The sequence below is a fragment of the Aestuariibius violaceus genome (genome assembly GCF_040779325.2).
Classification (GTDB): Bacteria; Pseudomonadota; Alphaproteobacteria; order Rhodobacterales; family Rhodobacteraceae; genus Aestuariibius; species Aestuariibius violaceus.
Genome location: NZ_JBFONT020000002.1, coordinates 358,571 through 372,806, shown reverse-complemented (window position 1 = coordinate 372,806; position 14,236 = coordinate 358,571). Strand labels below are relative to the sequence as shown.

Below are 14,236 nucleotides of genomic sequence, written 5' to 3'. Positions count from 1 at the left end.
ATCTGGCCCTTGGCTACCCGGTATGTGCGTTTTCGGCGTTTCCAACCGTCGGTTGGACGCTAAACTCCCGAACCGGGCTGGTCACGGTCCGAGAGATGTGCATGTTTGCGCTAACGAAAATCGGTTCGAGGGCACAGGATTATGGTTTCGCGCGTCATCCCTGTGGAGGATTTCGATCTCGTCGTCTTTGGCGGCACCGGCGACCTTGCACAGCGAAAGATCCTTCCCGGCCTGTTTCGTCGGTACGTCGCCGGGCAGATGCCGGAAAGCGCCCGCATCATCGGTGCGGCGCGCAGCGATTATTCCGACGGAGATTATTGCGACCTCGCCCATGATGCGATCGTGGAACATGTCGCTGACGTGGATCGAGACAAGCTCAGCGCGTTTCTCGATCAGCTGCATTACATTGCGATCGACGCCAAGGGCGACAAGGGGTGGGGCGAGCTGAAGGATCTGATCCGCTCGGACGTCATCACGGCGTTCTATTTCTCGGTCGGTCCAAGCCTGTTTGGCGATCTGGCCGAGCGGCTGCATTCCCATGGCATCGCGGATCGCGATAGCCGGGTCGTGGTCGAAAAGCCGTTCGGGCGGGATCTGGAAAGCGCACGAGCATTGAACCGGACGCTGGCCGATCATTTCGACGAGCGGCAGATCTACCGGATCGACCACTATCTAGGCAAAGAGACGGTCCAGAACCTGATGGCCGTCCGCTTCGGAAACGTTCTGTTCGAGCCGCTCTGGAATCAGCATTACGTCGATCACATCCAGATCACGGTGGCCGAGGAAATCGGCGTCGAAGGTCGGGGTGAGTATTACGACCGCTCCGGCGCGATGCGGGACATGGTGCAGAACCACCTGATGCAGCTTCTGTGCCTGATCGCGATGGAGCCGCCCAGCGTTTTCGGTTCGGATGCGGTGCGGGACGAAAAATTGAAGGTTATCCGTGCTTTGCAGCCCGTTGCGAGCCACGAGATCGTGCGCGGCCAGTACGATGGCGCCGATGGGATGACGAGCTATCGCGAAGATGTGGGCGATCCGCGCAGCCATACGGAGAGCTTCATTGCGCTGAAGGTCCATTGTTCGAACTGGCGCTGGGCGGGCGTGCCGTTCTACCTGCGCACGGGCAAGCGGATGAAGGCGCGCAGCTCCGAGATCGCCGTGACGTTCAAGGATCTGGCCCACTCGATCTTCCCGGGCGACGAGGCCCGGCACCGCAACATCCTGTCGATCCAGCTGCAGCCCGATGAGGGGATGAACCTGCAGGTGACGATCAAGGAGCCTGGGCCGGGGGGCATGCGGCTGATCGACGTGCCGCTCGACATGACCTTCGCCGATGCGCTGGGGCCGGAAAATAACGATATTCCAGATGCTTACGAGCGATTGATCATGGACGTGATCCGCGGGAACCAGACGCTCTTCATGCGCGGCGACGAGGTCGAGGCCGCCTGGGCCTGGACCGATCCCATCATCGATGGCTGGGAAGAGCGGGGGGATGTGCCCAAGCCCTATGACAGCTGCTCGGCCGGGCCCGAGGATGCGATGATGCTGATGCACCGCGACGGCCGCCGCTGGCGGGACATCAAGGCATGATCCCGTCAGCGATGGTTAAGCGATCGTTGCCGCAACGGGCGGAGGCCCGGTTTTTGCCCGCTCGCCCGTCGAGCCGCTTTCATCGTTGCGCTTGAATATCTAGAGGGCAGGATCTGCAAAGAGGTTAACGGGCCGGGCGCGGGGGCGTTGCGGCCCTGAGAGGAGGCGCCATGCAACTGATCGAGTATCCCGACGCCGAGATGATGATGATCGATCTGGCCAATTCGCTGGCCGGGGAGCTGGAGAACTGCCTTCTCAAGCACGACCACGCCTCGTTCGCGGTGCCGGGCGGCACGACGCCCGGCCCGATCTTCGACAGCCTGTGTGCCGCCAATCTCGACTGGAGCCGCGTCCATGTCACCCTGACCGACGAGCGGTGGGTCCCCCCGGACCATCCGCGATCGAACACGCGGCTGGTGCGCGAACGGCTTTTGACGGACCGCGCGGCGGCGGCAACGATGATCCCCCTCTACAAGGAGGCGGAGGCGCCGGAAGACGTTCTGGAGGATCTTGAGGCGGGGTTTGCCGAGGAACTGCCGATCTCGGTTATGCTGCTGGGGATGGGGGCGGATATGCATACCGCCTCGCTCTTTCCAGGGGCGGACAAGCTGGGAGAGGCGTTGCGGACCGACCGGATCCTTCTGCCGATGCGCGCGCCGGGGGCGGAGGAGCCGCGGATCACGCTGACGGCACAGGTGCTGAAGGGCGCGATGAGCCGGCATATCGTGATCACCGGAGACGAAAAGCGCACGGCTTTGGAAAAGGCGCGGGGGCTGTCGCCGGAAGAGGCGCCGGTGGCCGCAGTTCTTCCGGGCGCCACCGTTCACTGGGCGCGCGACTAGGGGCGAGGGAACCTGCGGCGACTCTCCGGGTCTTGTCTGCAGAGAGAACGAGCGGACCCGGATACAGGCAGAGAAGCGAGGCGGCGCGATGTGGGATGCCCTGAGAACCCAGTACGACAAGGTGAAGGATCGCCGGTTCGAGACGCTGTTCGGCAGCCAGCGGGCCGAGGAGTTTCGGGCAACGCTGTCGACGGGCGACGGCGATCTGCTGCTCGATTACTCCAAGACGAATATCGATTTCGAAGGCCGCGCGCTGCTGGTGCGGCTGATGGAGGATGCCGGTGTGGCCGCCCGGCGCGATGCCATGCTGTCGGGCGAGACGATCAACGAGACCGAGGGCAGGGCGGTGCTGCACACCGCCTTGCGCAACCTCGATGGCGGTCCGGTCGAAGTGGGTGGCACCGATGTGATGCCCGGCGTGCTGGAGACGCTGGGACGGATGGAAGGCTTTGCCGAGGCAGTACGGGACGGGACGTTTGCCGGGGCAGGGGGGGCGATCACGGATGTGATCAATATCGGTATCGGGGGCTCGGATCTGGGGCCTGCGATGGCGGTGCGGGCGCTTGCGCCGTACCATGACGGGCCGCGGTGCCATTTCGTCTCGAACGTCGACGGGGCTGATATCGCTGGTGTTTTACGGCAGTGCGATGCGGGCACAACGCTGGTGATCGTCGCCTCCAAGACCTTTACGACGATCGAGACGATGACCAATGCGCGCACGGCGCGGGCTTGGATGAGCGACGCGGTGGACGACCCGGCGGCGCAATTCGCGGCTTTGTCCTCGTCGGAGGAGAAGACGTCGGATTTCGGCATCCCGGCCGAGCGGGTCTTCGGGTTCGAGGATTGGGTCGGCGGGCGCTATTCGATCTGGGGGCCGATCGGGCTGAGCCTGATGATCGCGATCGGGCCTGCGGCCTTCCGGGCCTTCCTGCGCGGCGGGCAGGCGATGGACCGCCATTTTGCGACCGCTGACTGGTTCGAGAACCTGCCGGCGCTGATGGCGATGGTCGGCCTGTGGCACAATCAGGTTTGCGGCTATCCCACCCGCGCGGTGCTGCCTTATGACGACCGTCTGGCCCGGCTGCCCGCCTACCTTCAGCAGTTGGAGATGGAGAGCAACGGGAAGCGCGTCGCGATGGACGGAGGCGCGCTGGACGTGCCTTCGGGGCCCGTTGTCTGGGGGGAGCCGGGGACGAACGGGCAGCACGCGTTTTATCAGTTGATCCATCAGGGGACCCAGGTTGTGCCATGCGAGTTCCTGATCGCCGCGGAGGGGCATGAGCCGGAGCTGCGGCACCAGCATGAGCTGCTGATTGCCAATTGTCTCGCCCAGTCGGAAGCCCTGATGAAGGGGCGCGATCTGGACGAGGCGCGGGAGAAGATCGCTGGCAAGTTCGAGGGGGATGAGCTTGAGCGGCAGGCGGCGCATCGGGTGTTTCCGGGCAATCGCCCCTCGGTGACGATCGCCTATCCGAAACTGACGCCGTTCATGCTGGGAATGATCATAGCCCTTTATGAACACAGGGTGTTCGTCGAGGGCGCGGTGCTGGGCATCAATTCCTACGACCAGTGGGGCGTCGAACTGGGCAAGGAGCTGGCCACGGCGCTTGGCCCCATCGTCAGCGGGGAGGAGGCGCCGGACGGCAAGGACGGGTCGACAGCCGGTCTAGTGCGGTTCCTGCAGGAGCGAGCAACATCGCCTTAGATGTGAACCGATCGTAACGGCTGCGACCGGCGGGCAGGGAGGGCGCAACCCGCGCCGCGCTGCGAATCGCCTGTTAACGCTGGCCGGGAGGGCCTCTGCGGGCCAGAGGCATTGGGTCGGCATCGCGTCAGCATAGTGTCGGACATAGCCGCCCTGAATAGCCCGGTTAACGCAGCGGCCGGTCTTGCCGCACGCAACGATGGCAAAGACAATCCAGTGCCACCCATGATTGTAGATCTGCGGGGTTGGCGCGTCCGGCTTGCTTGACGCAGGGTCAACGTCTAGGCTGCGCGCGTTCGAAACCCCTTTCAACCAACTGATTTCACGGTGACGAGTGCGATGACATTGAGACTGATTTCCAAAGACGGCACCTGGTTCGTCTTCAACCAGGCGGCCCTGCGCAGCGAAGCGATCCGGTACTTCTTCAACACCGGAATGCAGCCGCCGCCTAGCCTGCAGGAACTGTATCCGCGGCGTCCTGTCGATCCGAGCGGGATCGATATCGGCGATACCCATTGGGGGCTGGCGCGGACCGCCTTCGCCGCGCGGCCAAACCTTTACAGCTTCATCCGGCCCGAAGCGGCCCGGCAGATGGCGGGGCTGGCGGACACGCGTGACTACAGCGCGGCCCATCCGCATTGGATTCCGGGAAATATCTGGCAGCAATTCCTGCGCGCGGGCGCGGGGGTACATCGCTATGGCCGCGCGTCGCGTCTACAGACCGATATCATCCTGATCAACCGCGACAGCATCAGCGGCTATGCCGAGATGCCGACGCAGCTCGCTCAGGTCAGGCGGCTTCTAGATGTTCCGGACGAGACGCTTTGGGACCACGTGACCGGCGGCAGCACCGAGGCCGCGCGGGCGCGCTGGATGGCCGAGGCGAATGACGGCTACAACAATTACATGTGGGGCGCCGTCAGCCAGCGGGGGATGTCCGCACGCGAGGCCTCCGACAGCTACCGCAACGAGGTCTATCAGCGGTTCCTGCGGGCCTATCTGCCGCTGATCGGCGGCAGCACGGCGGCCCATTCCGCGGGCGGGACGGCTGGTGATGTCTTACGCGCGGCGGGCTGGATCTAGGCCTGGCCCGCGCCGTCGCGCGCGATCAGCGTCTGGCGGATCGCGTCCGACAGCGGGCGTTTGGTACCGTCGGCCTCAAGCAGCACCAGCACGGCCGACGAGGTACAGCGCAGGGTGCCGCCTGAGAAGATCGCGTAGTCCATCGTGAAGGAGGTCGTGCGCAGTTCGCGCGTGCGGCCGACGACGACATAGTCTTCCTCCAGCAACATCTCGGCGAGGTAGTCGACCTCGACCCGGCGCAGGACGATGCGGGGATCTTCGGGGGTGTAGTTCGAAATCCCGTAGTCCCGGAAGTAGTGGATCCGGAAGGTTTCGAACCAGCGCAGATAGGCGGTGTTGTTGATATGAGCGAGCGCGTCGAGCTCTCCGAACCGGGTCCGGTCGGCGCGGCCATAGGTCCAGGGTTCGGGGATGCCAAGCTGCCGAAGCTCGGCCTCGGCAAGCGGCGTGAGGTAGGAGATCTTCATCGGGGAGGCTCTTTTGCGATCGGTCGGGGTCTTTGGGCCTCCATAGGTCAATGCGGTTCGGGAGGTAAGGGCCCGAAGCCCTGTCGCGACAAGATGCTGGGGAGGGCCGGGGGGTATCTCTCAGGTTCGGAAACACCGAGACGGGTCTGCCAGAAAGATCAAGAGCTTGGCGAGGTCGCGCTGGGTTCTTGAATGGCCGAGGCGAACAGCGAGCAAAACCGGCAGATTGCCGGGACCCCTCACATAGGTCGACCCCAGACATTCGCTTCCGCATATTCCGGGCGGTTCGGTGTGAAGAAGTCGATATTGATGACCTCTTCGGGTCCGATGACGACCGCGTGGTGCATGACGTTCGGCGGGATGACGACCACCCCACCGGGATCGAGGCGGATGACCTCGCCACCGATGTGGAAGTCGACCGATCCCGAAACGATATAGGCGATCTGTTCGTGGACGTGGCTGTGGGGCTTCGGCTCGTGTTCCGGCTGGAGGCGGTGCATTGCCACGGTTCCGCCCTGCCCGGAGATGGCCTTCTGCTCAACACCTGGACGGATTGTCTTCCACGCCATGCTGTCCCAATTGATGCTATGGATCATACCTCTATCCCCTTCGAAGGGTGCCAGAAGGCTTCGGGCGACGGCGCGCAGAAACGAACGCAGCCCCGCCATGTCAGGCGAGATTGCCAACGAAGGAGGCGGCATTCGTCGAGGTCATGCGAATGATGTCGGCGTCGGAATACCCGATATCGGACAGCAGATCGATCATTTGCGCCATGCCTTCGACCGGGCTGGGATTGCCGACCTGACCCAGATCGGAGCCGACGAAAGTGTTTTCCACCCCGCCTGCATCGATGGCCGCGCGCAGATCATCTCCATCGAAAAGCTGGAAGGTCGAGGGCACGAACATGCAGATATCGTGCTCCATCTTGACCCCTAAGCGGGTGAGTTGGGCGATGTCTTCCAGCGAGCAGGCATTCACGTAGGTGGGATGGTTGAGAAACATGCGGGCGACACCGTGAGCCTTTGCCTCTTGGTAGAACGGGATCGCCTCCTTGACATGGTGGTGCCCGGCCGAAACGCAGGCATCAGCCTCTGCAACCAGATCAAGGATCCGTTTGACCGGGTCCAGCACCGCGCCGGCAGCGTCGGTCAGGCGCATGCCGTCGCCTTCGATGACCTTCGTCGTGTGAGCCGGAAACTTTCCCTTCAAGGCCTTGGCGGTTTTGTCGATATGGTTTTGCGCATGGGCGGTGGGCATCCAGACGACGCGTGCGCCCTGCTTGAGGGCGTAGTCCACCGCCACGGGGTTCAGACCGCCCAGAGGGTTGTTCAGGACAATCGCGCCGATGACCCGGGTGGCGAGGCCCAGGTTCTCGTTCAGCATCGTCGCGATGGGCATCGTCGGGTAGTAGTGATCCTTCAGCAGGATCGCCTTCATTCCGGCAGCATCCGCTTGGCGCACGGCTTCGATATGGTCGATCTTGCGCGGGTGAAGCGAGGGGCCCGAGTGAATATGCAGATCGACCGCGCCGCGCAGCAGGCGGGTCGCGCGGTCCGAGAACGTGGTGTCTCTGGCTTGCTTGTCCATTGGATGTCCTTTCCGATGCGCGCGGCGTGTCAGGCCTTGCCCTGGATCCGCGCCATGATCTCGGCCGGGTCCGGAATCGGCCTGGGCGGTGTGCCGATCGCCGCGCCTGTCAGCGGCAGTTCGGCGCCGTAGTAGCTCAGCCCCAGCGCCAGATCGCGTTCGGGCCAGATCACGGGCTGCCAGTCGGGTTCGAAGATCAGGTAGCCTTCGTCGCCGAAGAGCTCGATCCGGTTCCCGCCGGGCTCGAAGCAGTAGAGGAACGACCCCTGCGTGATCCCGTGCCGTCCGGGCCCAGCCTCGATCGCGATCTCGTTTTCGCGCAGCAGATCGGCCATGTCGTTCAGATGCTGCGGGACGCCGTAGTAGAACGCCACGTGGTGCAGACGGCCGCTTGCGCCTGTCATATCCATCGTCAAGGCAAGGTCGTGGTTGATGTTATTGTGCGACAGCCAGGCGCCGATCACAGGCCCCGCATCCGCGACGACCGCCTCGCGAAGGCGCGCGCCGGTGGACCGGATCAGGAAGTCGCGGACGGGGGCGACGTCGGAGCACATGATGTTCAGATGGTCGAGACGGCGCACTGGCACGCCGATCCCCGGCCGCTTCATCGGCCGGTTCAGAAGCCGCGAGCGCTGATCCTTTGCCACCTCCGGCCGCTCGATCTCCCAGAAGATGCGCATCCGGTGGCCGTCGGGGCTGCGATATTCGTAGGCCGGACCATAGCCGGTCGCGTCGTCCACCCAGCCGATCCCGGCGCCCATCGCCTCGATCTCGGCCACGCGGCGGTCGAGCGCGGCGCGCGACGTCGTGCGCAGCCCGATATGGCCCAGGCCAGGCTCATCCGCCCGGGTCAGCCGGAGGGAGTGATGATGGCTTTCCTCGTAGCCGCGCAGATAGACCGACGTGTCGTCGCGACCGGTCTCGTAAAGGCCCATCAGATCCTTGAAGAACCGCACCGACTGATCGAACCTTGGCGTCAGCAGTTCGGCGTGGCTCAGATGGGCGACATCAAAGATCGGTTCCGCATCGGACATCTGTTTCCTCCCACAAGATATTCCGTGTGTCCGCGGCTGCGTCTCGGCCCGGACGGTTAGGTCGTCAGACCCCAGACGAGCATGGTCGCGGCGACCGTGCTGAGCGTCAGGGGCAGAAAGAGCGACACGTTGGCGTCGACGGCAAAGGCCCGCCCGAAGATTCTGTAATGGATGTCCGGGACACCGTTCACCTTGTCCTGGAGGACGCCGCCATAGATCGGGCGGGTGGCCCAGGCGATCCAGAAGCCGCCATAGATCGCAAGCGCCAGAAGGGCCGGCACCCAGAGCGCGGCAGCATCGGGTCCGGCGGTCCAGATCAGGATCAGCGACAAGAGCGCCGTGAAGTCGTAACTCGAGACCTGCCAGACCACGTGATAGCGGGCATGACCGGTCCACGACGGATTGGTCGCGTGAGACGCGTTCCAATCGAAGAATGTCGGGATCGCGCTGTAGCCCAGCGTGGCGACGGTCAGCAGTATCTTGGCTGTCAGCAACATCCGACGCCCTCCCTGCGTCTTGGCCCTCGATCGGGTCGTCGACCGCCGCTACGCCGCGGCAGTTCGGATTTGTCCTTTAAGCGCGCCTACGAACGCCTCCATCGTGGTTTCGCCCAGATCGACCGCCTTGGCGCCGCCGCCGGCGACCACGGTCACATCCTCGATCCCGATGACGTTGAGGATCAGCCGCAGATATTGCGTTGCGATGTCGCGCGCTGCGATGGGCGAGCCCTCGGTATAAACTCCGCCCGAGGCCATCAGAACGGTGGCCTTCTTGCCGGTCAGAAGACCCGATCCATCCATGCCCAGGGTCAGCCCTTTGCGGACGATATGGTCGATCCACGCCTTCAGGAGGGCAGGGACGTTGTAATTGTAGACCGGCGTGCCGATCGCGATCTCGTCGGCGTTCATGAGTTCGGCGACCAATTCATCCGATAGCGCGAGAGCCTGCTTCATCTCGGGCGTGTGCTGATCGGGCGGCGTGAAGTAGGCCTGGAGCCACGGTGCCGTAACGAAGGTAAGGTCCGTCTCCGTCAGATCGCGGTTCACGACCGCACCCCCGGGATGGGCAGCACGCCAATCGTCGACGAAGCGGCGGGTGATGGTGCGCGAGACCGAAGCGTCGCCCCGGGGGCTGGTTTCGATGACGAGGAGATTGGGCATATCATTTTTCCTTCAAAGACGCGCGACCAGGGGAAGGCCGCGGATGTTTGTCGCGAGCATTGAAGCGCTATCGCGCCTCTGGAAAAAGAGATGAAACTATGATCATCTCCATCTTATTTGGAGATGAAGATGATCGGGACGCTGACCCTCGACCAACTGCGCATTCTCGTTGCGATCGCGGATGAAGGCAGCTTTTCAGCCGCTGGACGGGCTTTGGGCCGGGTCCAATCGGCGATCAGTCAATCGGTGGCCGCGTTGGAAGAAACGCAAGGCGTGATACTCTTCGATCGGACAAGCTATCGCCCGATCCTGACAGAGACGGGCCGGGTCCTTGTCGATCAGGCACGGTCGGTTCTGGCAGGAGCCGCACGGTTCGAGGCGGTGGCCGCGGGGACGCGCGCAGGGCTGGAGGCGGAGCTTACCTTGGCCATCGATCCGCTGGTGCAAAGCGCGCCGTTCCAGGGCGCCCTGCGCGATCTGAGCGATCTCTATCCGGATCTGCCGATCGCATTCTCGACCGAGGGCCTGGGCGGATCGCTCCGACGCTTGCGGGATGGGTCGGCGGCGCTTGCCTTCTGCGCCCTTTTGCCGAGCGTGCCGGAGGATGTCATCGCCTATCCGCTGATGCGGACAGCAATGCGGCCCGTCGCGGCGGCAGATCATCCGCTCGCCACCCTCAGGCGCCCCGTGGCCACCGCCGAGCTGGAGGATCACGTGCAACTGGTCTTGTCCGATCCAGTCGCGCCGTCCGGGCCGAATTACGGTCTGGCCAGCGCCCGGCTTTGGCGCTTTGCCGATCTGACCCGGCGCCTGGACTTCCTTCTGGCCGGGTTCGGCTGGTGCCGGATGCCCGACCACCTTGTCGCGGATGCGCTAAAGGACGGCCGGTTAGTCGCGCTTGAGATCGAGGACGATACCGAACCGCCCGAAGGTCTGACGATCTATGCCGCCCACCGGCGCGACCGCGCCCTTGGGCCCGCGGCACGATGGCTGCTGGAGGCGGTCCGGACGCGAATGCAAGGGTAGGGGGCTGGCAGGCGGTGACGGGCGGCGCGCCGACCTCGACCGCAGCGCGGGCCGGTGGCATCTGACCCTCGTCCCAATAGGTGCCATAGACCTCGTTGAACGCACCGTAATTGCCCATATCCGTGATGAACACCGTCGCGCGCACAGTATTGTTGAAGCCGTAGCCTGCCTCCGCCATGACGCGGGCGATGTTGTCCATGACGATCCTGGTTTGATCCTGAAGGTCGTTCTCTCCATCGCGGGCATGTTCCGGGATTTCGCCGCCGACATAGGCGATCTGTCCCGACACGAAGAAGAAGCCGCTGGCCGTCTTGATGCCCGGTGAGTACGGCGCAATCGGAACGTTGCCGGCCGGATAGACGCCAGTGCGGGCGTCTTCGGCCTGGGCTGCGCTCGCGGCGATCAAGAAAGCCGCTGTGGCAAGGGTGCGAAGTCGTTTCATCGTGGTTACTCCCTGTCGAGGGCGGTGCTTACTTCGTGGCTTCTCCTGACTTCGACGGAGGTCGCGTTGAGCTTGCTGATCTGGTCGCGCTGGATCGCAGTCGGTGTCATGCGGTCCTCGGTCGAGACGATGGCGAAGTTCGGCTTGCTCTCCCAAGCGAGCTGCGTCACCGGCGTGCCAAGCGAGGCACTGTCGATCGGGCCTTGCGAGGCGGCGGCAGCCTTTGGGTCGAAAGATGCGCTCTACAGGGAGGCGCTCGATCGCTATACCGCCGATGGCCGGGCCCGTCTTTACGGTCTGACCGATGAGCTTGATCGCCTTTAGCCCACGTCACCCGGATCTGCTCCGCTGCCTTTCTGTCACAGCATCTGTTCGCCTGTCGCAGGTCAGAGCAAAGGGGAACTCGGGTAGATCCGGTTCCGATGGGGCAGACGTGGCGTGTCAGAGTGTCCGCTGGCTGCCCAAAGGGACTATCAGCGGTCCGCCCTTGGGATGATCCAGGACCGCGCAGACCGTGTCGTAGACGAGGGCCAGGCGTTGTTCGCTCAAGACCTCGCGCGGCGCGCCGTCCGCCTGAACCTGGCCGTTGGCCATCAGCACGATCCGGTCGGCATGGCGCGCGGCGAGATTGAGGTCATGCAGCACGACCGCAACGGCGCGCCCGTCCTCCCGCGCGAGACGGCGGATCAGGTCCATCACCACCAGTGCATGGCCCATGTCGAGGTGGTTCGTCGGCTCGTCCAGCAAGAGATGCGGCGCATCCTGCGCGACGGTCATCGCGATCCAGCTGCGCTGGAGCTGGCCCCCCGAAAGGTCCGCCACGGGCCGATCCGCGATCGACCACGCCCCCGTCCGGTGGAGCGCCCGGTCGATGGCCTCATGGTCTGCCGCCGCCAGAGGCGCGAAGGCGCGCCGATGGGCGTAGCGGCCGAGCGCCACGAGGTCGCGAACGACGATCTCTTCCGGAGGAACAGGCGTCTGGCCGAGCATGGCCACCTCGCGCGCCAGCGCCTTTGCACCGATCTCGGTCACCTTGCGGTCCCCCAGCATCGCCGCCCCCGCCGTCAACGGCAGCGCGCCGCGCAGGGCGCGCAGGGCGGTGGACTTGCCGCAGCCGTTCGGCCCGCAGAGCGCCACAACCTCGCCAGCCCCCAACGCAAGGTCGATCCCTTCGAGAACCGGGCGGCCTCCGTACCCGCCCTGCGCCGCGTCCAGCCGCAGTGTCATCCTCGCCCCCGCAGGAGGAGTAACAGCAGGACCGGAACGCCAATCATCGCGGTCACCGCACCGGTCGGGATCTCGAGCGGGGCGAAGGCGAGGCGCGCCAAAATGTCAGCTGCCGCCACGATCCCGGCCCCGCAGCCGAGCGTGGTAAGCGCCTGTGCTCCGGTCCCGGACGGCGCGATCCGGCGGGCCAGATGCGGTGCGACCAGACCGACGAAGCCGATGCCGCCCGCCACCGACACCGCCGCTGCGGTCAACAGGACAGCCAGTCCGATCGCCGCCCCACGGGTGAGCATGACGTTCACCCCCTGCGCCGCCGCGGTCGCGTCGTCGCACCGCAGGTTATCGAGCGGACGCATCAACGGGACCGCTCCGACAAGCGCCACGGCGACGACGGAGGACAGCAAGGTCACCTCGAACCAGCTTGCCGTGTGAACCGATCCGGCCAGCCAGATCAGCGCCTGACCCGCGCGGTAGACAGGCCCCGCGACCATCATCAGCGTCACCAGCGCGTCGGCCAACGCGCCGAGCGCAATGCCGTAGAGGATCAGGCGCAGAGGCCCGCCCAGGTCGCGGCGGGCGAGCCAGGCCACGGCAGCCGCGAAGATCAGCGCGCCCGCGGCCGCGGCGGCCGGCTGCCAGAGGATCGGGACGGTCAGAGCATTGGCTTCATCCGAAAAGGCCCAGAGGAAGGTCAGAACCCCCAGGGCGGCGCCATCGACAATGCCCAGCGTCGCGGGCGCAGCCAGCGGGTTGCGCGTCGCGCGTTGCAGAAGGAACCCTGCCAGCCCCAGGGCGCCGCCTGCGAGCATCGCCATCAGGACGCGGGGCATCCGCAGGTTCCAGACGATGATCCCGTCACTGCGCACGCCAGTGCCTGTCAGGGCGGCGAAGACCCGGTCGGGCGGCAGGAACGACGCGCCAAGGCCCAGCCCCATCAAGAACAACGCAGCCAGGATTGGCGGCAGCACCCAGGCCGCGGACGGCAGACGGCGGCGGAGCAGCAGCGCGGCGCCGGTCACGTCGGCATCCGCGCGCCACGTCGCAGCAGGACCAGAAGGATCGGCACGCCGATCAGGGCCGTCACCGCGCTCACCGGCGCCTCGGACGGATAAAGGACGAAACGCGCGGCGATGTCGGCGCCCACGCCGAGGATCGCGCCCCAAAGGACCGCGACCGGAATCAGCGCGCGGTGGCCGCGCAGGCCGGACAGACGTGCAAGGTGCGGCGCGGCAAGGCCGACGAACGCAACCGGCCCCGCCAGCGCAACGCCCGCGCCCGCGAGCGCGGCACCTGCCACCAGGCAAGCGGCGCGCACCCCGCCCGTCGCGACGCCCAGGGCGGCCGCGGTCGCGTCGTCCGCTGCCATCACGTCCAGCGCGGGTGCCAGCGCCAGACCGGCCAGCGCGGCGGCCAACCCAAGCGCAGCCGCCAGCGGCAAACCGGCGAGCGGGCGGCCCTCGAAGGCACCGGAGAGCCAGAAGATCAGCTCTTCCATCACGCCCTCGTTCATCAGAACGACAACCTGCACGCCGGACGCCAGCAGCGCCGACACCGCGACGCCAGCCAGAAGCAGCCCCGCGGCCGGGAAGCCGGGGGCCGCCGCAGCGACAAACCCGAAGACCAGCGCCCCCGCCGCGAGCGCCCCGAAAGCCGCGATGGCCATCAGCGCGGGCATCCCCGGATCGCCAAGGAAAACGATCCAGGCAACCACCGCGAAGGCCGCGCCGCCATTGACACCGATCAGCGCCGGCTCGGCGATCGGATTGCGCGTGGCCGCCTGCATCAGCAGGCCTGACAGGGCGAGCATGGCCCCCACCACTGTCGCCAGAAGCAAGCGCGGCAGGCGCAGGGTCGTCACAATCAAAGCCTCAGCATCGGTGCCGCCCTGCGTCAACGCCGCCCAGACCGTCGCGGGCGGATAGGTCCTGAGCCCGAGATGCAGGGATGCCACCGCCAGAAGGCCAAAAACAGCGGCGAGCAGGGAGGGGAGGCGAAGAGGCACGAGGCGCAGTCCATACTTGACAAAAAAAGTCAGTCACATATCCGACTGTTCCAGTCAACATTGCTCCAATG

General features: G+C 65.4%; 15 protein-coding genes and 1 pseudogene. 6 read left to right on the top strand and 10 right to left on the bottom strand.

The window, feature by feature from the left end:
• Positions 1 to 141 precede the first annotated feature (141 nt).
• The 4 genes from zwf to AADZ90_RS09025 all read left to right on the top strand — a co-directional run bounded on the left by zwf (position 142) and on the right by AADZ90_RS09025 (position 5,220).
• Entirely contained in the window at positions 142 to 1,590 is a 1,449-nt protein-coding gene (gene zwf, locus AADZ90_RS09040) for a glucose-6-phosphate dehydrogenase (RefSeq protein WP_367309663.1), read from the top strand.
• A 170-nt stretch (positions 1,591 to 1,760) separates the two neighbouring features.
• The gene (gene pgl, locus AADZ90_RS09035; RefSeq protein WP_367309662.1) at positions 1,761 to 2,432 is read left to right on the top strand and encodes a 6-phosphogluconolactonase; all 672 of its coding nucleotides are present in this window, start codon (positions 1,761 to 1,763) and stop codon (positions 2,430 to 2,432) included.
• An 88-nt stretch (positions 2,433 to 2,520) separates the two neighbouring features.
• Positions 2,521 to 4,137: a glucose-6-phosphate isomerase gene (pgi, locus tag AADZ90_RS09030; protein WP_367309661.1), complete on the top strand. Its 1,617-nt coding sequence runs from the start codon at positions 2,521 to 2,523 to the stop codon at positions 4,135 to 4,137.
• 339 nt (positions 4,138 to 4,476) lie between these two features.
• Positions 4,477 to 5,220 (top strand): hypothetical protein, encoded by a 744-nt coding sequence (locus AADZ90_RS09025; RefSeq protein WP_367309660.1) that lies wholly within the window; start codon positions 4,477 to 4,479, stop codon positions 5,218 to 5,220.
• On the opposite strand, the gene AADZ90_RS09020 is transcribed toward AADZ90_RS09025, so the two are convergent.
• The 6 genes from AADZ90_RS09020 to AADZ90_RS08995 form a co-directional block, all read right to left on the bottom strand.
• Positions 5,217 to 5,687 (bottom strand): acyl-CoA thioesterase, encoded by a 471-nt coding sequence (locus AADZ90_RS09020; RefSeq protein ID WP_367309659.1) that lies wholly within the window; start codon positions 5,685 to 5,687, stop codon positions 5,217 to 5,219. The two genes, AADZ90_RS09025 and AADZ90_RS09020, sit on opposite strands and share 4 nt — an antisense overlap.
• 239 nt (positions 5,688 to 5,926) lie before the next feature.
• Entirely contained in the window at positions 5,927 to 6,283 is a 357-nt protein-coding gene (locus AADZ90_RS09015) for a cupin domain-containing protein (protein WP_367309658.1), read from the bottom strand.
• Between the two features lie 73 nt (positions 6,284 to 6,356).
• A complete protein-coding gene (locus AADZ90_RS09010) occupies positions 6,357 to 7,274 on the bottom strand; it encodes a DUF6282 family protein (RefSeq protein WP_367309657.1) in 918 nt (305 codons plus the stop codon).
• Between the two features lie 29 nt (positions 7,275 to 7,303).
• Entirely contained in the window at positions 7,304 to 8,308 is a 1,005-nt protein-coding gene (locus tag AADZ90_RS09005) for a VOC family protein (RefSeq protein WP_367309656.1), read from the bottom strand.
• A gap of 56 nt (positions 8,309 to 8,364) precedes the next feature.
• The gene (locus tag AADZ90_RS09000) at positions 8,365 to 8,805 is read right to left on the bottom strand and encodes a hypothetical protein (protein WP_367309655.1); all 441 of its coding nucleotides are present in this window, start codon (positions 8,803 to 8,805) and stop codon (positions 8,365 to 8,367) included.
• A 48-nt stretch (positions 8,806 to 8,853) separates the two neighbouring features.
• Positions 8,854 to 9,468: an FMN-dependent NADH-azoreductase gene (locus AADZ90_RS08995; protein ID WP_367309654.1), complete on the bottom strand. Its 615-nt coding sequence runs from the start codon at positions 9,466 to 9,468 to the stop codon at positions 8,854 to 8,856.
• 129 nt (positions 9,469 to 9,597) lie between these two features.
• Here AADZ90_RS08995 and AADZ90_RS08990 point away from each other — a divergent pair, with 129 nt between their 5' ends.
• Positions 9,598 to 10,494, top strand: coding sequence for a LysR family transcriptional regulator (locus AADZ90_RS08990; protein ID WP_367309653.1), 897 nt, complete (start codon positions 9,598 to 9,600; stop codon positions 10,492 to 10,494).
• A 37-nt stretch (positions 10,495 to 10,531) separates the two neighbouring features.
• On the opposite strand, the pseudogene AADZ90_RS08985 reads toward AADZ90_RS08990, so the two are convergent.
• Positions 10,532 to 10,936 (bottom strand): annotated as a pseudogene (locus AADZ90_RS08985) (RidA family protein); the annotation flags it as partial.
• Positions 10,937 to 11,002: 66 nt separating this feature from the next.
• Here AADZ90_RS08985 and AADZ90_RS08980 point away from each other — a divergent pair.
• Positions 11,003 to 11,260 (top strand): hypothetical protein, encoded by a 258-nt coding sequence (locus AADZ90_RS08980; protein WP_367309652.1) that lies wholly within the window; start codon positions 11,003 to 11,005, stop codon positions 11,258 to 11,260.
• A gap of 117 nt (positions 11,261 to 11,377) precedes the next feature.
• Here the strand turns inward: AADZ90_RS08980 and AADZ90_RS08975 are convergent, their stop codons facing one another.
• The 3 genes from AADZ90_RS08975 to AADZ90_RS08965 are packed head-to-tail and all read right to left on the bottom strand — an operon-like array spanning position 11,378 to position 14,165.
• Positions 11,378 to 12,163: an ABC transporter ATP-binding protein gene (locus AADZ90_RS08975; protein ID WP_367309651.1), complete on the bottom strand. Its 786-nt coding sequence runs from the start codon at positions 12,161 to 12,163 to the stop codon at positions 11,378 to 11,380.
• On the bottom strand, positions 12,160 to 13,182 hold the full coding sequence (locus AADZ90_RS08970) for a FecCD family ABC transporter permease (protein WP_367309650.1): 1,023 nt from the start codon (positions 13,180 to 13,182) through the stop codon (positions 12,160 to 12,162). Before AADZ90_RS08970 ends, AADZ90_RS08975 begins: the two co-directional genes overlap by 4 nt.
• Positions 13,179 to 14,165, bottom strand: a complete 987-nt coding sequence (locus tag AADZ90_RS08965; RefSeq protein WP_367309649.1) for a FecCD family ABC transporter permease — start codon at positions 14,163 to 14,165, stop codon at positions 13,179 to 13,181. Before AADZ90_RS08965 ends, AADZ90_RS08970 begins: the two co-directional genes overlap by 4 nt.
• Positions 14,166 to 14,236: the final 71 nt, after the last annotated feature.